The organism is Rhodothermus profundi (assembly GCF_900142415.1).
In the GTDB taxonomy this organism is placed as follows: domain Bacteria; phylum Bacteroidota; class Rhodothermia; order Rhodothermales; family Rhodothermaceae; genus Rhodothermus; species Rhodothermus profundi.
The window spans coordinates 132,255-152,929 of the sequence record NZ_FRAU01000002.1; the positions used below are offsets into that span (position 1 = coordinate 132,255).

The following is a 20,675-nucleotide window of genomic DNA, read 5'->3' on the forward strand; positions in this document are numbered from 1 at the left end:
GTGCGATGCGTCCGGAGGAGTTGCGCAAAAAGCGAGTAACGGTGGTGGGCGGAGGCCGGAGCGGCCTGGCCGTCGCCCGGCTCCTGCGAAAGGCCGGAGCGCGGGTATTTCTGACCGAGCAAAAGCCTGCTGCCCCCGAATTAGCAACGACGCTCAAAGCACTGGGCGTGCGCTACGAATTTGGAGGACATACCGCTCGGGCGCTAGAGGCCGATTTGATGGTGGTCAGCCCGGGCGTCCCCTCGACAATTCCGCTGGTGCAGCAGGCGCTGCGGATAGGAATGCCGGTATACTCAGAGATTGAAGTAGCTGCGTGGTTCTGCCGGGCACCTATTGTGGCCGTCACAGGCACCAACGGCAAAACAACCACCACGAGCCTGATCGGCTACATCTTTCGACAGGCCGGCCGGCGAACTATTGTGGCCGGCAACATTGGCTACCCATTCTCGGACTACGTGCAGGACACAACGCCCGAGGATGTGGTGGTGCTGGAAGTCTCCAGCTTCCAGCTTGACCACGTAGCTACCTTCCGCCCGCGCGTCAGCGTGCTGCTCAATATTACGCCGGATCACCTGGACCGGTACAACTACAGCTTCAATGACTATGCGCAAAGCAAATTCCGCATCTTTGCCAACCAGCGAGATGCGGATGTGCTGGTATACAATCATGACGACGAGCTCATCCGCATGGCGGCCGAGCGAGCGCACCGCAAGCGGGGGCTTCGGGTGCTCGGCTTCAGCCAACGGAGAGCGTTGCCGGCGGGCGCCTTTGTGCGCGACGGCTATCTGATCCTTCGGATCGAACAGCAGGAGGAAGTCCTTATGCACGCGAATGAGCTGGCTCTACGCGGGCGACACAACCTGTACAACTCGCTGGCAGCGGCTGTAGCAGCCCGCGTGATGGAAGTGCGCAACGACGTGGTGCGCGAAAGCCTGGCAAGCTTTGAGGGCGTGCCGCACCGGCTGGAGTTCGTGCGCGAGTTGGACGGGGTGCGGTATGTCAACGACTCAAAGGCCACCAACGTGAACGCCGTCTGGTACGCCCTGGAGAGTTTCTCCTGCCCGATTGTACTGATCGCCGGCGGGCGGGATAAGGGGAACGACTACTCGGTGCTCAAGCCCCTGGTGGCCGAAAAAGTGCGCGCGTTGGTGGCCATCGGCGAAAGCGCTGACAAGTTGCTCCGCGAGCTAGGCGCGCTGGTGCCGATTGCGGTCAAAGCGCAGAGCATGGAAGAGGCGATTCAGCATGCGCGCGTGTTTGCTGAGCCGGGCGATGTAGTGCTGCTCAGTCCGGCCTGTGCGTCGTTCGACATGTTCGAGAACTACGAAGAACGCGGCGACACTTTCCGCCGCCTGGTGATGAGTCTGTGAACAACATGACGACGGCTCGAGCGACAACGCGGGGACATCGGCTGTCGCGTCGCTCTGTGACTGGCGGCGCCGATCGCTACGTGCAGCTTGTAGTGGTAGCGCTGATGGCCTTCGGCGTGGTGGCAGTTTACAGCGCTGTATCGTTTTTGGCCGAGACAAAGGCCGGAGGGGATCCGGAGCGGTTGCTGCTGCGCCATCTGGTGCGAGTGCTGCTGGCAGCGGGGGCTATTGCTGTGGTGTCGCGAATGGACTACCGGCAACTGGCACGTTGGAGCCTGCCGTTGCTGGTAGGAGCGCTGGGATTGTTGTTGCTGGTCCAGGTAGCTGGCGTGGCCTTTGGCGGGGCAACGCGCTGGCTGCGCATCGGTCCCCTGGCTTTCCAGCCGTCGGAGCTGGCCAGTGTCGCCTTGTTGCTGCATCTGTCGGTATTGCTGACGCGCAAGCAGTCATACATCGGCTCATTTGAGCGAGGCTTCCTGCCGCTGCTGTTCTGGATTCTGGTAACAGCCGTGTTGATTGGGATTGAAAATCTCTCGACCGCCGCGTTGCTGACCGGTAGCATGTTGCTGCTGTGCTTTGTAGGGCGGGTGCGGCTGGTGCATCTAACGGCTTCGGGTTTACTTGGATTGTTGCTGGCCACGTTGATGCTCCTGGTGTCGCCGCAACGGGCAGCCCGCGTAGAAGCATTCCTGGGAGCGAAGATCTTTCCGCACACTGAGGCGGAAGCTGTCTTTGATCCGCAGCAGGAAGGCTACCAGGCCCGGCAGGCGCGCATCGCTTTTGCCATGGGGGGACTGACCGGCGTTGGACCGGGCAAAAGCACGCAACGCGACTTTCTGCCGGCGCCCTACAATGACTTCATCTTTGCGATTGTAGCGGAAGAGTACGGTATCATCGGGGCCATGCTGTTACTGGCAGCACTGCTGGTGCTGCTGTTTCGGGGATATATGCGTATTGCCCGACACGCGCCCGATCCATTAGGCTTCTTCCTGGCCTTCGGGGCGACGACCCTGCTGGTAATGCAGGGCTTTGTGCATGCAGCGGTTACCTGTGGACTGTTGCCGGTGACGGGACTGCCGTTTCCATTTGTGTCGTACGGCGGCACGTCGCTGCTGACCAGCGGCATCCTTGTAGGACTGCTGCTGAGCGTTTCCCGACAGGCTCAGTTTTCCAAGAAAGAGTGATCCGGATGACTGAAGTGCTTTGGCGAGAACCAGAAGTGCCACGGGCTGTGCTGGCGGCCGCTGGGAAAGCGCCGCGCGTGCTGCTAACGGGTGGCGGCACCGGTGGCCACGTGTATCCGGCGATTGCTATTGCAGAAGCCATCCAGGCACAATGTCCAGAGGCGGTGATCGCGTTTGCAGGTACTCGGGAGCGGCTTGAGTGGCGCGCTGTGCCGGCAGCCGGTTTCTCAATCTATCCGATTACCGCTGCGGCCCTGCCGCGTCGGTGGTCGCTCCGCATGGCCCAGGTACCCTGGAAGCTGATGCGGGGCTTTGCAGAAAGCCTGCAGTTGGTTCGGTCTTTTGATCCGAACGTTGTTATAGGCACCGGTGGGTACGTTTCCGCCCCGGTGTTGCTGGCTGCCCGGTTGCTGGGGCGTCCTTTTGTGCTGCAGGAGCAAAACGCCTTCCCCGGGCTAACCAACCGATTGCTGGGGCGGTGGGCGGCTCGCGTCTACATTGCCTTTCCAGAGGCGCAGGACTATTTCCCGGAGGATCGATGCGTGCTCAGTGGTAACCCCGTACGAGCAGCACTTCGGCAAATAGCGCGTCCGGAAGCGCGTCACCGGTTCGGGCTGCCGGTAGCGTCTCAAGTGCTGTTCGTGTTCGGGGGCTCGCTGGGGAGCATGGTGCTCAATGAAGCACTGCTCCAGGTGCTCCCCACCCTACTGGATGAACCCCAACTGCATTTGCTCTGGCAAACCGGCCGAAAACATTACGAACACGTACGGCAGCGTCTGGAGACGTTAGCAAAGCCATTGCGGCATCGGATACGGCTGTTGCCCTATGTCGAGGATATGGCAGCAGCTTATGCGGCCGCCGACCTGGTGCTCTGCCGGGCCGGTGCGTTGACCTGCAGCGAACTCATGGTAACGGGAACGCCGGCGATTCTTGTGCCGGCCAGGCAAGTAGCAGCCGACCATCAGACGCATAATGCCGAAAGTATGGAGCGAGCGGGTGCAGCCCGGCACGTACCAGAGGCAGAGCTGCCGCAGCGCCTGGTGCGTGAGGTGTGGACGCTACTGGCCGATGCGGAGCGCCGGGCAGCAATGGCTCAGGCGGCGCGACGCATGGCGCGCCCGCAGGCCGCTGCGCAGATTGCGTCGGAGGTGCTGGAGCTGACCACCCACGGACGGGTGCAATCTGAAAAGAAGTGCTATGGTTAGTCGCGGAAGCTGGCGCCGTCCTCCTCTGTTCGGGCGAGTCCGCCATGTGCACATGGTAGGCATTGGCGGCATTGGAATGAGCTCCATAGCCGAGGTGCTCTTGCTGCGCGGTTTCCGCGTGACGGGATCTGACCTGAAACGCAGTGAGATTACGGAGCGGCTGGAACGGCTGGGCGCCGTCGTTTACGAGGGGCACTGCCCGGAGCATGTGGGCACTGCCGATGTGGTGGTTTATTCGTCGGCTGTGCGCCCCCAGGAAAACCCCGAAACGCTGGAAGCACTGCGTCGCCGCATTCCACTTATCCCGCGTGCCGAGATGCTGGGCGAACTGATGCGCATGAAGTTCGGCATCGGGGTGGCGGGGACGCACGGCAAGACGACCACGACGTCGATGGTGGGGCTGGTGGTCTCTGAAGGAGGATTTGATCCTACCATTATTGTAGGGGGCAAGGTGGCGGCGTTCGAGTCAAATGCAGTAGCCGGAGAGGGGGACATCATTGTCATTGAAGCGGACGAATATGACCGCACGTTTCTGCGCCTGACCCCAACGCTGGCTGTAGTAACCAGCATTGAACCAGAGCACCTGGATATTTACCAGGACCTGGACGACCTGAAGGCGGCTTTTCGCCAGTTTGCCAGCAGCATTCCTTTCTTCGGAGCAGCCATCCTGTGTCTGGACGATCCCAATGTGCAGGCGTTGGTCGGAGAACTGGATCGCCGGGTACGCACCTACGGACTGGCCCGACAGGCCGAGATTCGTGCCGAAAACGTTCAGTTTGAAGGGTTCGGGGCCCAGTTCGAGGTGCTGCTGCAAGGCAAACCGCTGGGTGTCGTTCAGCTTCAGGTGCCCGGAATGCACAACGTGCGCAATGCCCTGGCTGCTGTAGCGGTGGGGCTGGAGCTGGAGATCCCCTTTGAAAGCATCCAGAGGGGGCTGGCCCGTTTTACAGGCGTTCGCCGACGCTTTGAGCGACTGGGCGAAGTGCACGGCATCCTGGTCATTGATGACTACGCGCACCACCCAACAGAAATTCGCGTGACGCTGGAGGCGGCCACCATTGCCATGCCCGAACGACGGCTGGTTGCCGTCTTCCAGCCACACCTGTACAGCCGCACGCGGGACTTTCAGGAAGACTTTGCGCGATCGTTTGTAGACGCTGATGTGCTGGTGGTGACCGAAGTATATGGTGCCCGTGAGGAGCCTATTCCGGGGATTACGGGGGAACACATTGCGCGTCTGGCGCAGCGGTTTGGCCATCGCAACGTGCACTACGTCCCTGATCGTCGCAAAATTCCAGGCTATCTGCTGGAGCATGTGCTGCAACCGGGAGATGCCGTGCTGTTTATGGGCGCAGGAGACATCTGGCGGGCCGCCCGTGAGCTGCTGGACTATCTACAGTTAACCGAGGTGCTGCCGCATGCCTCGTCGTAGCACATACATTCCGCGTCGTAGGCAACGGCGGGTGCTGGTAGGACGCCGCCTGCTGGGTCGGCTGCTGGTTATAGGGCTGCCGACGGTGGCCCTGTGCAGCGCAGCCTGGCTTTGGCTGGAAAACGTGCGCCTGACGCGCATTGAGGTTGTGGGGGCTCGCCAGGCCGATCCGGAAAGCTTGCGACGCTTAGCGGCTGTTGATTCTGGAGCGGTGCTGTTTGATCTGGATCCCGCGTTGATTGCGGACCGGGTTGCCCGGCATCCCTGGGTGCGGACAGCGTCTGTGACGCGCTGGCCCACGGGCACCCTGCGCATTGCGGTAGAGGAGCGCATGCCGGTGGTGTTGCAGATGAGCAAAGACGGACGGCCGGTCGGGTATCTGGATGCGGAGGGGTATGGCCTGCCATTAGGTCAGGGGCCGGCCGCTGACGTGCCGCTGCTCTACGGCGTGCGCGTTCCAGCGCATCCAATGCGTCCGCTGGAGGACGAACCCGTGCGGATGCTGCTGTTTGCCCTGGCCTCCCTAAAGGAGCCAGAACGCGCTCTGATTTCGGAAATCGTGCGCCTGCCGAACGGCGAATTCTGGCTGTACACGACGCCCGCCGCCGGGCAGCGTAGCATTCCAGTGCGGCTGGGCACCGAAGATTTTCTGCAGCGGCTGCATCGGCTGGTGGCCTTCTGGCATCAGGCCGTGCTGACGCAACCGAACAAAACGTTTGCTCTGATTGATCTCCGTTTCGCGAATCAGATCGTGGTGCGTGAGCAGACGCACCCGTCAACCCAAAAATCTGCGTTGGGCCATGAATGAGCGCATTGTTGTGGGCGTAGACATCGGCACCACGAAGGTGTGTGCCGTCGTTGCTTCGGCCGACGAGATGAACCGGGTGAACATCCTGGGCGTCGGCGTGGCTGAATCGGATGGTCTAAACCGGGGGGTCGTCGTAAACATCGACAAAACGGTGGCCTCGCTGCAGGCAGCCCTTGAAGAAGCTGAGCGAGCAGCAGGCGTCCAGGTACGCCAGGTGATCGTAGGCATTGCGGGTGATCATATTCAGAGTTTTCAAAGTCGCGGAGTCATTACCATTTCGAATCGAGACGGAGAGATCACGCGGCGCGACGTTGAGCGGCTGCTGGAAGACACCACCCACGTGGCCCTGCCAGCCGATCGGGAGATCCTGCACGTCATTCCGCAGGAGTTCATCGTGGACGGGCAGGATGGCGTGGCCGATCCGGTGGGGATGAGCGGCGTGCGCCTGGAGGCCAATGTGCACATTATCACCGGACTGGTTTCAGCCGCTAAGAACGTGTACCGGTGCGTTGAAAAAGCAGGGTATGAAGTGGCCGATCTGGTGCTGGAACCGCTGGCCTCGTCATTTGCCGTCCTGCATCCAGACGAAAAGGAAATCGGGGTAGCGCTGATTGACATTGGAGGCGGAACGACAGACATCGCGGTTTTTGAGGACAATACGATTCGGCATACCGGGGTCATTGCTGTAGCCGGCAACAAGGTAACTGACGACCTCCGTAAGGGGCTAGGGATCATGCGCGACCAGGCCGAGCGGCTCAAGTGCCGCTTCGGGGTGGCCATGGTCGACCTGATCGAGGAGGATGAAGAGATCACCATTCCTGGGATTGGAGGCCGGCCCGAGAAGCGCATCAGCCGGAGCACGCTAGCGCAAATCATTCAGCCACGAATGGAAGAAATTCTGGAAATTGCGGCGATTGAGATCAAGCGAAGCGGATATGCGCGACATCTGGCTGCAGGGGTAGTGCTCACAGGGGGAGGGGCGCTCATCCCGGGCACGGCTGAGCTGGCGGCTGATGTGCTGGGCATGGAAGCCCGCATCGGGTCGCCCATGGGACTTTCCGGTGGGATGGTGGCCGAGGTAAGTGATCCCAAGTTTGCCACGGCCGTCGGGCTGGTGCTCTACGGACTCCGGCCTGAACTGATTGGCACGCCCGGGCTGAGCCAAGAAGTGCACGCTCGCAGCGCTGGCGAGTCGATTCCGGGCCAGATGCTGTTTCGCAAGATTGCCAGCCGTATGAAGGCCTGGTTCAATGAACTGTAGGCATAAAGCTGCGGTCGGGTAGGCTCGACCCGGCCCTCCAACCATAAACAGGCTGAACCACAACCAAAACGAGGGGAGTCATGGAACAGTCCATTAGTTCGCGTTTCGCCTTCGACGACTCCGCGCATCCGGAAGCAAAGATCTGTGTCGTCGGCATTGGCGGAGGTGGTGGCAATGCCATCAATAACATGCTGGAGCGAGGCATCCAGGGCGTCGATTTTATCGCCATCAACACGGATGCGCAGGCGCTGGCTGCCAACCGGGCCCCGGTTAAAATTCAGGTCGGGCGTAACCTGACCAAGGGATTAGGGGCCGGCGCGCGGCCTGCCATCGGAGCCCAGGCCGTCGAAGAGAGCCGGGAGGAAATTGAGCAGGCGCTGAAAGGCTATGATATGGTCTTTATTACGGCCGGGATGGGCGGAGGCACGGGGACCGGTGGAGCCCCTGTGGTAGCGGCTATCGCGCGGAAGCTGGGCATTCTGACAGTTGCTATCGTTACCAAACCGTTTGAGTGTGAAGGGCCCAAGCGCATGAAGGCCGCTCTTGATGGCATTGCCCTGCTCAAAGAGAATGTGGACACCCTCATTGTGATTCCAAACGAGCGCCTGCTTGACATCGCGGATGAAAACACCACGTTGCTTGAGGCTTTTGCCAAGGCGGATGAGGTGCTCTATAATGCCACGCGCGGCATCAGCGATCTGATTACGGTGCACGGCCTGATCAACCTGGACTTCGCCGATGTGAAGACAACCATGCAAAATGGCGGAACGGCCATTATGGGGTCGGCCGTGGCCTCGGGCGAAAACCGGGCGGAGAAGGCCGCCATTGCAGCAATTTCCAGTCCGCTTCTGGATGGTCTCTCCATTGCAGGGGCTCGGAACGTGCTGGTTAACATCACAGCGGGCCGGTCCCTGGGTATTCGGGAAGCCACCACAGCCGTCCGTATTATTCAGCAGGAAGCCGGGGAGGATGTTGAGGTCATCTTTGGTACGGTGATCGACGACAATATGGGAGATGATCTGCGCGTTACCGTCATCGCAACGGGATTTGATCGGGAGCAGCGGCCGGAAATACTGGGCCGTCGCCGGACGGTCCCGCTTGAGCCCGAAGAGCCGTACCTGAACTACAAAGGAGAGGAGAACCTGAAACGGCTGGATACACCGGCTTTCGAGCGGCGCACGCTTCCGGGCATGACGCCCGTAGAAGGAGAACGCCTGGGAAACATCCGCCGCCTGCACGCGGAGGATCTGCGGGAGCGGGGCGAGCGCATTCGCAAGGACAACCCGGATACGCCGGCTTTTTTACGGAAAATGCTGGACTGACACGGCCGCGCGACCGGGCGCCACGCTCACGACACCCGTGACATACAGATGACACCAGGCGTTAGCAAATTAGATGGTACAGGCCCCTTCTGGGGTGCATCCGGAGGGCTATGCTGCAGGGGAGGAGTGATGCCCTGCCCTGCAGGTGGGCCGACGAGCACGGTCCAGACGCTGCAGGTTACCCCGGCCTGCAGAGGTTGTGGTTCAGCGGGCGGCCAGTGCGGCTGCTAACAGCAAGGGCCGCGCCCGGTCGGGCGCGGCCCTTGCTGCTGAATCTGGTCAGGTTCTTATGGCCCAAATTTGAACAGCAAGCCGCCCGCAAGGGTCACAAGGTCTGCATCGCCTCCTACCGTTATCTGAGCCTGCACGAACGGACGAACCGGTCCAATTCCGAAACGAGCGCCGCCAATCAGATTCACAGCAGTGTCGGTGTCGCTCACGTTGAGCTCGCCTATGCTGACCGAGGTGCGCGCAATGCCCAGGCCACCACCCACATAGGGAGTGAACGCAACGCCTGGACCAAAGCTAAGCAACGCATGCAGGCCTAGCTGCCAGAATGTCATATTTTCTTCCGTAAAATAGTAATCAAAAGTTGCCTGGAAGTCGATAGGCAGCATCATGATTGCCAGGCGGGCATCTACGCCCAGAAAGGCTTCTTGAATATCATCTCCCACGTCATAACCAACGCGTGGACCAATTTCTAAAGTGACGGGAGAAGGCACCTGCGCCTGGGCAGAAGAATACCAGAACATCAGGAAGACAACAAGGATACCTGCGCGTTTCATGACCGTCTGAGTTTGGTTGGTGGATAGGTAACTTGAACCTACAAAAATCGTGTCGTTTATATCTTTTCTCGTAGGAAAAAGGTGAAAAGGCGATGAGAAACGCTGATCAATTATAAGATAAATCACTAAGTCCCAAAAAATAAAGCTAAAAACTTTTAGAAACGTGCTATTAACAAAAAGAAAACAAAGAAGATTATGGAGTTTGCTGGTGACCGGGTTGTTGCTGGGAGGCAGCTCTTCAGTGGCAGCCCAACAATGGGGGCTGGTGTGGCGTCCACCGGAAGATAGCTTGCAGGTCTTGCAGGCGTGGCAGCGCCTGCAGCAAACCGGGGTGCAGGCACTGCGGCTGGAATCCACGGACGTACCGACCTTTCTGCTGGAAGCAGCCGATACGTCAGGACTTGCGCTTTTCGTGGAGCTTCCAATGGTGGAGGTGCCCGCCCGTCAGCTTCGGCGTCGACTCCCAGAGATGCAGGCTGTGCTCCGCACATTGCTGCAGCAGGTAGCTGCTCATCCATCCGTGCGGGCCATCGGACTGGCCCGCCTGGTAGATACAGCCGATCCGAGCGCCTGCGTCTACTTTGAGGTGCTGCGGGCCGACGTGCAGCGGGTGCGGCCGGAGTTGCAGGTATATTATGAGACCCGCTTTATCGAAGCTGATCGGTGTGGGCAGACCGTGGACTTTGTGCTGGTGGATGCGCGCGATGTGAGCGATCCGCTTCGTCTGTTACAACGCTGGCAACAGGCACATCCAACGGTTCCGGTTGGAATAGGCCGGCTGGGCACCTGGGTTCGCAGCGATACGTTACGGGGACGGCGCGTGCCGCACGCGCCGGAATGGCAGGCCCGCTATCTTGAGCAGCACCTGAGACGGTTGCAGGGCACCTTTACCGGACCCGTGTTTGTATATCGCTGGCGTGACGTCAGGCGCACTTCTCCAGCGCTCCATCTGGACCGCCCCTTTGTAGAATCCTATGGGCTACACGACCTGCAGGGGCAAGCACGACCGGCCTTTGAGGTGGTGCGCGGGTTTTTTACCGGGACGCAGACGATTTTTGCCTTTCCGGCTGGAATACCGCCAGCCAGGCCCTGGCCGTGGGCGGTGCTGATGGGATGGGGGCCTATCGTGCTGCTCGTGCTGAGCTATCGCTTTTCGCCCCTGTTCCGTTTGCTAGGAATGCGATACTTTCGGGCGCACGGGTTCTACACGGAAGCTGTGCAGCATGGACGCGATCTTCCGGTAGGCGCGTTATGGGGGCTGGGGGTAGCCGGGGGGGGAGCACTGGGAGTAACGCTGGCCGTTGTGGTCCAAATGCTGCGAGAAAGTGCGGCTGTCGCCTGGGGAGTCCAGCTCCTTTCGCCGGAAGTTGGTAAGCTGATTGTTGTGGCTGTCCGAACCCCGGTCGGGCTGTCGCTATTTGTGCTGCTGGGAAGTATCGGTCTGCTGGGCCTCTGGGCACTGGGGCTTGCGCTGCTTAGCCGCTGGGGGTATCGCATAGGATTCATGCAGGCCTGGACGCTGGCACACATGCCCCGGTGGCCCTTGTTCGCGCTTATGATCGCTGCCCTGAGTCTGCGGCCAGCCGCCGAAGTAGGGCATAGCCTGCTGGCGCTATGGTTGTTTGTGGAAGGATGGGGAATGGTGCGGACGCTTCGGGATGTAGCACAGGTAGTAAAGGGGGCGGGTTGGATGTCTTTGTTGATAACCCTCCTGCATCCCGGCTGGTGGCTATTGCTGGTTGTGCTGGGTAGCCTGGGATGGGGACTCTACACGGGCCACACCATCTTTTTCTGGCACTTGCTTACCATCCCATAACGAAGCAGCGTCAGGCTCCTGAGTTAGAGCTCTCCAGATTCTCTCGGCGAACGCATGGAAAGGTTGTTTCTGATGAAGCCAGCCGAAATGTAACGCGAAGGGCGTTACGTCCATATAGTCGCCACGTCCGGGCAGTTGGGTGAAAATGCGCAGGAGGAGCCGACGCAGGAAAGGAGAGGGGATCCCGCGCAGCGAATATACAAAGCGGTCGGTGTAGTACCGGCAGATGACCTGCTTGAAATCGGGATCATGAACGGTTAAGTCGTCGATGTAGTCCAGTTGGGGGCTATTCTGGCCAGCAAACCAGGGGAAGACGGGCAGATTGAGCTGGCTCATAGCCATCGCCAGGCTCCATTCGCAGGATTCTTCGCTTCGGCCTTCATGGAGGCGGCTTCGAAAGTGCGTTTCGGAGCGCCGGGCCAGGAATTCCGAGGCCAGTTCGCAGACCGTACGGGTCAGTGCGGCGTCACGGGCGTAGATCATGCCGGCCTGCACGCGGGGCAGGTAAGTTAAGCCGAAGCGGCGCAGCGTGCGGCGGCGGCGGTCCAGCAGCACGTCGAGCACAACGCCAATACCTTTGGGACCGCCAAAAAAGAAGTCGGCGCGCTCCAGACCAGTTGCGGTGAACGGAAAGGCCGCCAACTGCTGCCAGAGTGGATCAGGATTGCGGCACCAGATCATATCGACGTCGACAAACAGGCACCGCTCGAAGGGCATAAACCGGTGCAGATGGTGTTTGAACCCGACAATGGACCGGTGGGCTTCAGGAAGGGGTGCAATTACCTGAAAGAGCCGGTCCAGCCCGTACCGTTCCAGCAGGGCCTGGTGCTCCGGAGGACAGAATAGGGCTACGGGTCGTGAGGTGTCGTGCCGTCGAAGGGTTACGACCGAAGCTACGGCATGGCGAACGTACCGTTCGGCGCCGTAGGTATGGAGCACGTATCCTTCGGGGTGGGAGCTGGCCATTACCGTATGGTTAAGACCTCGGGGTCTCAACCCAACGATACGAAAGGCTGCGGGTTTTCGGCAAAGTTTTGAAATTTTTGTGTCATGAAGTGCCGGAGCGGGCTAGCTTGGCCTGCTTTTTACGCAGGCTATTCATGAGCGCCTCAAAGCCACGCTTTCGGATGACGCTCTGAAAGGAGCGGGCGTATCCTTTGACCGTGCTTACTTCATCAATGATGATGTCATAGGCTTTCCACTGGCCGTCGCGTCGCGTGAACAGATAGACGACCTGGGTGGGCGTTTCTTTGTAGGTAACGGTGGTAGTTACCCGGGCGCTGTCGCCCTGCACTTCAACGTGGTCATAGCGGACGCGCGCGCGGTAAATATCCAGGTCTGAGAGCGATTGCTCGCGCACGATGTCGCTAAAGACCTCGACAAATTCCCGGCGCTGTTCAGGGGTCAGGGTGCTCCAGAAGGGTCCGAGTGCCAGCCGCCCCATTGTTTCAAAATCGACGACTCCATTGATCAGGTCTTTGAGTTGTTCGCGGCGTTCGGGAGTCAGGGGACCGGCATTGAGCAGCGCTTTAATCTGGCGGTCCCGTGCTTCCAGCAGTTGTTGCAGCGTCTGGGCTTCAGCGTTGGACTGCGCCTGCACGGGCAGGCTGCTCCCAAGCAGGAGCCCTGTCAGTAGGAAGAGGCAGGCGAGCAGATGGCGTTTCCGGAAGTTCATCGGTGCAGCAGAGGTTAGCTTAATCCGTTTTCACTCAACAAGCGTGCCGCGCCGCACGTTCAGATCGAGCACGCCGACGGCGCGTTGCAGCCGCAGCACGGCGCGATTATAGTTGTAGACGGCTTCGTAATACCGCGCCTGGAGTTCCAGGTTTTCGCGGACAGCTCGTACCAGGTTTTCGGTGTCCCCAAGATCAAGGTCAAAGTTGATCTGTTCGGTGCGAAGCCATTCTTTACTGATGGTTAGCGCGCGGTCGCGGGCTTCAAGTGCCGCCTGAGCGATTCGGACGTTGCGGTACGCTTCCTCCACTTCGAAGCGGACAAGCTGGCGAGCGGCCTCCAACTGGTGCGCTACTTCGTTGCGTTGGGCTCGGGCCTGGGCGACGCGGGCGCGCGTCTGGCCGAAGTTCAGGTTCAGGCGCAAGCCCAGGCCGGCGCGGAGGCTTTCGCCAAAATAGGGGTCACTGATGTAGGGATTGGGCTGGCGATAGCGACCGGCCGTATAGGTCCATCGGCCGAAGATGCCCAGAAACAATTTGGGATAATAGTCGGAGCGCGCCACCTCAACCAGCGCCTCGCGGGCAGCCAGACCGGCCCGGGCCTGCTGAATTTCGGGGCGGTAGGTCTCGGCTCGCTCCAGGTACGTTTCGAGGGCGTCCAGGGTAAAGGCAAGAGGAGCAAGTCCGCCTTCTGCTGGCTCAATTACGGTTCCTTCCGGGAGTAGAAGCTGGCGGGCCAGGGCTGAGCGAGCAATCTGATGCTGCTCTTCAGCTTCGACCACGCGCTGCAGGTACTCCTGTTCTGTGATGCGGAGTTGAAACAGATCGGCGTCGTCTACCGTGGGGTCGCCTTCCTGTAGCAAACGGTTTACTTCTGCCTTGGCGCGCTCCAGAATTTCGCCGGTTTCGCGAGCCAGGCGGAGCAGGGCTTCGGTGAGCTGAAGGCTAAAGTATAGCTCTCCAGTGCGCGCGGCAACTTCCAGCGCTTTCTGGCGAGTGCTGGCAGTAGCCACCTCAACGCCATAGCGGGCGGCTCGGACCTGGCCGCTGAGTTCGCCCCAGGTCCACAGGGGTTGGATAAGCTGCACTTCAAGCTGGTTCAGCGGGCGCACGTTGCGCCAGTCGTTGCGCACGTTCGGGTTCAGGTACAGGGCATCAGAAGGAAACGCATTATTTTCCGGAATTTTAAGCCCGGGACCAATAGCATGGGCCGTTTGCAGTTGAAACTGCGTGAGCAGGCGGCTGGCGCGGGCCTGCTCGTAACGAGCCTGGGCGAAGTGCTGGCGGGCTTCAATGGCCTGCAGGTCAGGACTGACCTCCAGCGCTCGTTGCAGGGTTTGAATCAGCGTCAAATGTAACGTGTCGGTTGGCTGCGCGTAGCCTCTACTGCCTCCGAAGAGACCTACGCCCAGAATCAGCAGCCAGGCACGCATGGACGCAAAAGACAACATAAGGCGACATCTCGCTTTTTTTGCCGGGTACGACTGGACAGAAAACCCGAGTGCTTCTACTTTACTACAAAAATTTTTCCCGCCCATGGCTATGGGATCCGAACCGCAGCCACTAGGCCAAATTTTAAAAGAGATCATCAGACGATGGGGGCTTCAGCCACGTGTCGATGCGATGCGTATTGTCGAAACATGGGCAGCACTGGCTGGCCCCCAGATTAACCGGGTGACAGACTCAGCATGGGTGCGTGATCGCAAGCTCTACGTGCGGCTGACCTCGGCGGCCTGGCGGCATACGTTGCATTTGCAACGGGCCCAGTGGTGTGCTCGCCTGAACGAAGCGCTGGGCGCCTCCTTGATTGACGACATTGTGTTCAAGTAGCTGGTTATGCTTCGTAGCGCCCAAAAGCTACGGCCGTGTTATGGCCGCCAAAGCCGAAGGCGTTGCTGATCGCTACGCGCACCGGACGCTGCTGAGGCTGGTTGAACGTGTAGTTCAAGTCGCACGCCGGATCTGGATGTTCAAAATTAATGGTCGGTGGAATCGTCTGGTGCACAATAGCCAGGATCGTCGCGATGGCTTCGACCGCACCGGCAGCGCCCAGTAAGTGGCCCGTCATACTCTTGGTTGAGGACAGGTTCATGCGGTAGGCATGCGGGCCGAAGACCCGCTTGATAGCTTTGGTTTCGGCTACATCGCCCAGTGGGGTGGACGTGCCGTGCATATTGATGTAGTCAACGTCTTCGGGGCGGAGGTTGGCATCGCGAAGCACGGCCTGCATGGCCAGGGCGGCACCTTCCCCTTCCGGATCGGGGGCCGTGATGTGGTGCGCGTCGGCTGACATGCCGATGCCCAGCACTTCGGCATAGATGCGTGCGCCGCGGGCTTGCGCGTGCTCCAGCGCTTCGAGCACCAGTGCGCCGGCTCCTTCGCCCATGACGAATCCGTCTCGGGTTGCATCAAATGGACGGCTGGCTCGAGCGGGATCCTCGTTGCGTGTGGAGAGCGCCTTCATGGCATTGAATCCACCCAGGGCCATCTCCGTGATGGGCGCCTCGCTGCCGCCGCAGAGCACGACGTCGGCCAGGCCGCGCTGAATGAGCAGAAAGGCATCGCCCAGGTTATGGTTAGCCGTGGCGCAGGCGGACACGACCGCATAGTTGGGGCCACGGAAGCCGTAGCGGATGGCCAGATGTCCGGCGGAGATGTCCGGAATAAGCATGGGAATAAACAGCGGTGAGATAAAACGCGCGCCTCGTTGCAGGTATTGCGTGGTTTGCTGTTGGAAGACCTGCATGCCACCGATTCCGCTGCCAAAGACCACGCCAATGCGGTCTTTTTCGGCGGAAGACAGCGTCTCCGGGCGCAGTCCTGCGTCTCGAAGCGCCTCGTCAGCAGCCGCCAGCGCATACTGCGCAAAGGGGTCCAGCCGGCGCGCTGTCTTGCGGTCCATGTAGTCCAGCGGATCGAACCCCTTCAGCTCGCAGGCAAAGTGCGTATCGAAAGGCGTGGGGTCAAAGCGCGTGATAGGAGCGGCCCCACTTTTTCCCTGAAGTAAGGCTTCCCAGAAGGCTGGGACGCCCAGTCCGATAGGCGTGAGTGCACCCAGACCCGTTACGACGACACGCCGTCGCTGTGCCATAGCCCTCTCTGGTTCGGATGGACACAGAAAAGCCCGGCGCAATCAGATAGGGAAGTGCAGCCGGGCTTGCGGCAAACCTTTCGTCAGGCGCCGATTTTTTCTTTCAGATACTTGATCGCGTCGCCCACCGTCACAATCTTTTCCGCCTCTTCATCCGGAATGGTAATGTCGAATTCTTTCTCAAACTCCATAATGAGTTCGACCGTGTCGAGCGAGTCGGCCCCGAGATCATTTGTAAAGGAAGCTTCCGGGGTGATGTCAGCTTCGTCGACGCCGAGTTTTTCCACAATGATGGCTTTGACCTTGGCTTCGATGTCGTTGGCCATAGTGCTACGCCTCCTTGGTTGATCCGCGGTTTCGTTTATGTGGACGAGCCGGTGCCCGTCGCTTGCCCGTTCGCGTTTAAATCACTCCAAAATACAACACCCCGCATTTTGGAGCAATGCAGGATTGCAATCGAAGCGCGCCAACGTGTAACCTTGGCAGGGGGTTCCTGGGAATTGTTCTTCACATAACGCGTTGAATCCCAGAAACTGGCCGTGCGTTAACGAGGCGTTTACACAGAAACCAACCGCTTCCCACGCAACCGCAGGAGCTTCGATGGCCTACCTGTTTACCTCCGAGTCGGTCTCCGAAGGGCATCCAGACAAGATTGCCGATCAGATTTCGGATGCCATCCTGGATGCCATGCTGGCGCAGGATCCACACAGCCGGGTGGCTGTGGAGACACTGGTCACAACGGGCCTGGTGGTGCTCTCGGGAGAAGTCTATACGCGGGCGCATGTTGACGTGCAGCAGCTTGCGCGCGACGTCATTCGGGAGATCGGCTACACGGATCCGCGGCTTCGGTTTGACGCCGACAGTTGTGGCGTGCTCTCCAGCATTCACGAGCAGAGTCCGGATATTCGTCAGGGCGTAGATGGCGTCCCTACAGGCGAGCAGGGGGCGGGCGACCAGGGAATGATGTTCGGATACGCCTGTCGCGAGACGCCGGAATTGATGCCGCTGCCCATTATGCTGGCGCACCGACTCGTGCGTGAGCTGGCGCGTATTCGCAAAGAAGAATCTCATCTGATGCCCTACCTGCGCCCGGATGCTAAAAGCCAGGTTACCGTGGAATATGAAGATGATCGGCGCACGCCCCGGCGCATTCATACGGTCGTTGTTTCGACGCAGCACACCGAAGACGTTTCGCAAGAACGCATTCGTGAGGATATTCGAGAAATCTTGCTGCCCCGCGTGCTTCCGTCTGAACTGGTAGATGACCGGCTCATTCTGCATGTGAATCCCACCGGCCGCTTTGTCATCGGCGGACCGCATGGGGACACGGGGCTGACCGGCCGCAAGATCATTGTGGACACCTACGGGGGCAAAGGGGCCCATGGGGGAGGCGCGTTCAGTGGCAAGGATCCCTCCAAGGTGGATCGTTCGGGCGCCTACGCCGCTCGCTATGTTGCCAAAAACATTGTGGGGGCCGGCCTTGCTGAAGAAGCGGAAGTGCAGATTGCCTACGCCATTGGGCTGGCCGAGCCTGTTTCCATTGACGTGAACACGTTCGGAACAGGGGTGGTCCCGGATGCGGTGCTGGTGGAAGCAGTACGCGCCGTTTTTGATCTGCGGCCTGCTTCAATTATTCGGGATCTGGACCTGTTGAAGCCGCGCTATCGCGCCACGGCTGCATATGGCCATTTCGGCCGACCGGAGTTTCCCTGGGAAGCGCTAAATCGCGTCGAAGATCTCAAACAGGCCGTGGCGCGTTACGCCTGAAGCTACAGACCCCGTGCACGGAGGGCTGCTGCAGGGCAGCCCTTTTTTTGTTACTTTCGCCCTGAACGAAGTGTATAAGCTTGCCCATGAATGGCCGGTATCGAACGGTTGGGCTGCTGGGATTCGTGGTGGTCGTCGGGGTTGCGGGTCTGCATGCGCAGCCTCGGCAAAATGTGCAGCAGGCACCGGCCACGCAGGCTACCCCGGAAGGGCGCAGAGATCCGGTTTCAGGACGCTGGCAGGCGCGCTATCATGTGCGCGTGCCTGTCGCCTGGCAGGGAAGTGCAGAGGCTACTGCGCGGGCCTATCTCCGCATGGAAGCGGTTCGCTTTGGCTGGCAACAACCTGACCGCACGCTGGCCCCAGACCAGGTGCGCATCACCCCGTTCGCAATGCACGTGCGCTTTCAGCAGACGCTGGCCGGCGTGCCGGTCTACGGACGCTATGTGCAGGTAAACCTGAATCGCCAGGGCCAGCCTACGATGGTGCTCAGCGGCTATGCGCCGCACCTGGAAGCCTATGCCGACCGCTTCGATCCGACGCCTCGCCTTACGGCGGCCGCAGCGCAGGCCGAGGCGCGCCGTCAGTTGGCCCAGCCTCGCGCGCCGACGAGCACCCCGGAGCTGGTCGTGTGGCCCTCCGACCCCCCGCGACTGGCCTGGCACCTGGTGCTCTGGCCCCAGGACCGACCCGACGAATGGGCGGTTGTGGTGGATGCGCAAAACGGCGCGTTGCTCCACGTGCAAAGCCAGGCAGTGCACGCCCACACTGTAAAACCTGCCTCCTCCGGGCAACCCGCGTGGTGGGAAATGGCAGCACCGCTGCCAGTGGGCCTGGTCCCAGGAGAGGGAATGGTTTTTGATCCCGACCCGCTGGCTACCGCGGGGGCCTCCTATGGAGGGGCTTACGCCGACAACAATGACGCCGACACGCCCGAGCTGAACGCCGAGCGCCGGATGGTTCCGCTCCCCGACATCACGCAGGACGCAGAGGGCCGCTACCGGCTCGAAGGACCCTACGTACGCATCACGGGGGATATCCCGGCTGTTGCGGATAGTCCTTACGATCCTCCGGCCGAAACGACACCCGACGCCTTCCAGTATCCCCGCTCCCATGATCACTTCGAGGCCGTTATGGCCTACTATCACATCGACCGCAGCCAGCGCTACGTGCAGCAGCTTGAGCTGGGAACAGCGCTGCGGGCGACTCCGATCTGGGTAAACCCCCATGGCTTTGGGAATCAGGACAACTCCCAGTACTATCCGTCCCAGAATGCCATCGTCTTTGGGGATGGCGGCGTGGACGATGCCGAGGATGCTACGGTAATCTGGCACGAGTACATGCATGCGCTGCTGGAAGATGCGGCTTCAGGTCTGCTGAGAACCAACGAAGGACGCGCCTTGCACGAAGGGTGGGCCGACTACTGGGCGGCTTCCTACGTGCGGGGGCTGGCCGAGGCTGGGCTGCTGCTCCGAACGGACTGGGACTTTGTCTTTCGCTGGGACAGCGGCGACGGCACGATCTGGCCAGGACGGCGCATCGCGTTTGCCGGACGTTATCCGGAAGACACCCACTGTGATGGTGAAGACACACCCCGTCAACCCTGCGATATTTACGAAGACGGGCTGCTCTGGGCCACTGTGCTCATGGAGATTCAGGACGTGCTGGGAAAAGCGGTTACAGACCGGCTGGCGTTGGCGGCAGCGTTGTACCTGATCCCGCCAGCTACATTTCGGGATGCCGCCCAGGCGCTGATCCAGGCGGATATGGACTATTATGACGGGGCGCACGTAGGGGTGCTACTTGACCGGTTGGGCGCGCGGGGGCTGGTTGATCCCGGTTCGATCCGGCTGGTCGTACGCCATGATCCGGCACAGGATGTGCGCGTCGAAACCGACCACCTGACGCTTCAGGTAGTGGCCATTGCACAGGGCGATACGGTGGTGCGGGTGCAGGCATTTTACGAGCAGGCCGGACAGTTCGTCCCTTCGGCTCTGTTCCAGGCCGTTGATGACACGCTCTTTGAAGGGCAAATTCCCTGGGATGGCGTGCCCGGGCGCATTCGATATTACCTGGAAGCAGAAACAGCCGGAGGCTGGGTGCTGCGCCAGCCGCTGCAGGCGCCTGCTCAAACCTATGAGGTCAAGGTAGGCCGGGTGCTGACCGCCGATGTGCTCCAGGTAGCGCGGGCCGGAGCTGGATGGCGGTGGGGAAATGCCGCCTGGGTTGTAGACGGCGGAAAGGCTGGCTTCACAAGCCTGGTGCTGCTGCCTGTGTCGCTGGCTGCAAACGCCGACCGGTTGCGGCTGCATCTCACGCACCGGTTTAACTTTGGCCTGACCTGCGAGGGGTATCTGGAAAGCTCGGCCGATGGAGGACGCACCTGGCAGGTGCTGTTGCCCGAAAGCGGGGGAACTCCAAAACGGCCCTTTGGTGCGGCCAGTCCACCGGAAGGAATGCGGCACACGTTCGATCTGTCAAAGGAGGCGGGTCGTCAGCTATGGCTGCGGTTTTCTTTTGGTTGTGCTGCAGCCGATCCAGATGCGTTCTGGACTATTCGACAACTGGAATTAGAGCAGGCTACGCGCGATGCCGAGCTGCATGCATCGTATGCCACGCAACTGCTGCCGCCTTTTCCCAATCCATTCCGCGAATTGCTCACGATTCCCTATACGCTGGACGCCACCCGCCGCGTGCGGCTAAGCGTCTATGATTTGCTGGGACGTGAGGTCGCGCGTCTGGTAGAAGCAACGCTTCCGGAAGGCAGCCACGTGGCGACTTTTCAACCAGACGGACTGGCCGCCGGGGTGTATCTGGTTCGTCTGGAAGTAGAAGACCGAGTGCAAACCCGCAAGGTACTTTTCCTGCCAGATCGTCCGTGAAGTTCCAGTAAATTGCGACCGAAACCTCTGATAAAACGTAAGAGGCGACCCTAAAACAAACCACGTGTCAGCATCGGAA

At 60.3% G+C, this 20,675-nt stretch carries 17 protein-coding genes; 11 read left to right on the forward strand and 6 right to left on the reverse strand.

Annotated elements, in window-relative coordinates; translation table 11 throughout:
• Positions 1 to 5: 5 nt before the first annotated feature.
• The 7 genes from murD (at position 6) to ftsZ (ending at position 8,582) form a co-directional block, all read left to right on the forward strand.
• Entirely contained in the window at positions 6 to 1,370 is a 1,365-nt protein-coding gene (gene murD / locus BUA15_RS04065; RefSeq protein WP_072714698.1) for a UDP-N-acetylmuramoyl-L-alanine--D-glutamate ligase, read from the forward strand.
• A 5-nt stretch (positions 1,371 to 1,375) separates the two neighbouring features.
• Positions 1,376 to 2,554: an FtsW/RodA/SpoVE family cell cycle protein gene (locus BUA15_RS04070; protein ID WP_072714699.1), complete on the forward strand. Its 1,179-nt coding sequence runs from the start codon at positions 1,376 to 1,378 to the stop codon at positions 2,552 to 2,554.
• 5 nt (positions 2,555 to 2,559) lie between these two features.
• A complete protein-coding gene (gene murG / locus BUA15_RS04075) occupies positions 2,560 to 3,759 on the forward strand; it encodes an undecaprenyldiphospho-muramoylpentapeptide beta-N-acetylglucosaminyltransferase (RefSeq protein ID WP_072714700.1) in 1,200 nt (399 codons plus the stop codon).
• A gap of 25 nt (positions 3,760 to 3,784) precedes the next feature.
• Positions 3,785 to 5,191: a UDP-N-acetylmuramate--L-alanine ligase gene (gene murC / locus BUA15_RS04080; protein WP_072714902.1), complete on the forward strand. Its 1,407-nt coding sequence runs from the start codon at positions 3,785 to 3,787 to the stop codon at positions 5,189 to 5,191.
• Entirely contained in the window at positions 5,178 to 5,999 is an 822-nt protein-coding gene (locus BUA15_RS04085) for a cell division protein FtsQ/DivIB (RefSeq protein ID WP_072714701.1), read from the forward strand. Before murC ends, BUA15_RS04085 begins: the two co-directional genes overlap by 14 nt.
• Positions 5,992 to 7,260 carry a cell division protein FtsA gene (ftsA, locus tag BUA15_RS04090; protein ID WP_072714702.1) on the forward strand — a complete coding sequence of 423 codons (1,269 nt, stop codon included), beginning with the start codon at positions 5,992 to 5,994 and terminating at the stop codon, positions 7,258 to 7,260. Before BUA15_RS04085 ends, ftsA begins: the two co-directional genes overlap by 8 nt.
• Before the next feature lie 80 nt (positions 7,261 to 7,340).
• A complete protein-coding gene (gene ftsZ, locus BUA15_RS04095; protein WP_072714703.1) occupies positions 7,341 to 8,582 on the forward strand; it encodes a cell division protein FtsZ in 1,242 nt (413 codons plus the stop codon).
• A 287-nt stretch (positions 8,583 to 8,869) separates the two neighbouring features.
• Here the strand turns inward: ftsZ and BUA15_RS04100 are convergent, their stop codons facing one another.
• A complete protein-coding gene (locus tag BUA15_RS04100) occupies positions 8,870 to 9,367 on the reverse strand; it encodes an outer membrane beta-barrel protein (protein ID WP_072714704.1) in 498 nt (165 codons plus the stop codon).
• Between the two features lie 208 nt (positions 9,368 to 9,575).
• Here BUA15_RS04100 and BUA15_RS04105 point away from each other — a divergent pair, with 208 nt between their 5' ends.
• The gene (locus tag BUA15_RS04105) at positions 9,576 to 11,183 is read left to right on the forward strand and encodes a hypothetical protein (protein ID WP_143149561.1); all 1,608 of its coding nucleotides are present in this window, start codon (positions 9,576 to 9,578) and stop codon (positions 11,181 to 11,183) included.
• On the opposite strand, the gene BUA15_RS04110 is transcribed toward BUA15_RS04105, so the two are convergent.
• From BUA15_RS04110 to BUA15_RS04120, 3 genes are all read right to left on the reverse strand, one after another.
• Positions 11,097 to 12,149: a glycosyltransferase family protein gene (locus BUA15_RS04110; protein WP_072714706.1), complete on the reverse strand. Its 1,053-nt coding sequence runs from the start codon at positions 12,147 to 12,149 to the stop codon at positions 11,097 to 11,099. The two genes, BUA15_RS04105 and BUA15_RS04110, sit on opposite strands and share 87 nt — an antisense overlap.
• Before the next feature lie 82 nt (positions 12,150 to 12,231).
• On the reverse strand, positions 12,232 to 12,858 hold the full coding sequence (locus BUA15_RS04115) for an MlaC/ttg2D family ABC transporter substrate-binding protein (RefSeq protein WP_072714707.1): 627 nt from the start codon (positions 12,856 to 12,858) through the stop codon (positions 12,232 to 12,234).
• A 30-nt stretch (positions 12,859 to 12,888) separates the two neighbouring features.
• A complete protein-coding gene (locus BUA15_RS04120; protein ID WP_084660522.1) occupies positions 12,889 to 14,289 on the reverse strand; it encodes a TolC family protein in 1,401 nt (466 codons plus the stop codon).
• A gap of 109 nt (positions 14,290 to 14,398) precedes the next feature.
• Between BUA15_RS04120 and BUA15_RS04125 the strand changes: the two genes are divergently transcribed.
• Positions 14,399 to 14,686: a DciA family protein gene (locus BUA15_RS04125; RefSeq protein ID WP_072714903.1), complete on the forward strand. Its 288-nt coding sequence runs from the start codon at positions 14,399 to 14,401 to the stop codon at positions 14,684 to 14,686.
• Between the two features lie 4 nt (positions 14,687 to 14,690).
• Here the strand turns inward: BUA15_RS04125 and fabF are convergent, their stop codons facing one another.
• A complete protein-coding gene (gene fabF, locus BUA15_RS04130) occupies positions 14,691 to 15,947 on the reverse strand; it encodes a beta-ketoacyl-ACP synthase II (protein WP_072714709.1) in 1,257 nt (418 codons plus the stop codon).
• Between the two features lie 83 nt (positions 15,948 to 16,030).
• Entirely contained in the window at positions 16,031 to 16,273 is a 243-nt protein-coding gene (locus tag BUA15_RS04135) for an acyl carrier protein (protein ID WP_072714710.1), read from the reverse strand.
• 274 nt (positions 16,274 to 16,547) lie between these two features.
• On the opposite strand from BUA15_RS04135, the gene metK reads away from it, so the two are divergent.
• Entirely contained in the window at positions 16,548 to 17,714 is a 1,167-nt protein-coding gene (metK, locus tag BUA15_RS04140; protein WP_072714711.1) for a methionine adenosyltransferase, read from the forward strand.
• Between the two features lie 86 nt (positions 17,715 to 17,800).
• Positions 17,801 to 20,596 carry a T9SS type A sorting domain-containing protein gene (locus BUA15_RS04145; protein ID WP_072714712.1) on the forward strand — a complete coding sequence of 932 codons (2,796 nt, stop codon included), beginning with the start codon at positions 17,801 to 17,803 and terminating at the stop codon, positions 20,594 to 20,596.
• Positions 20,597 to 20,675: the final 79 nt, after the last annotated feature.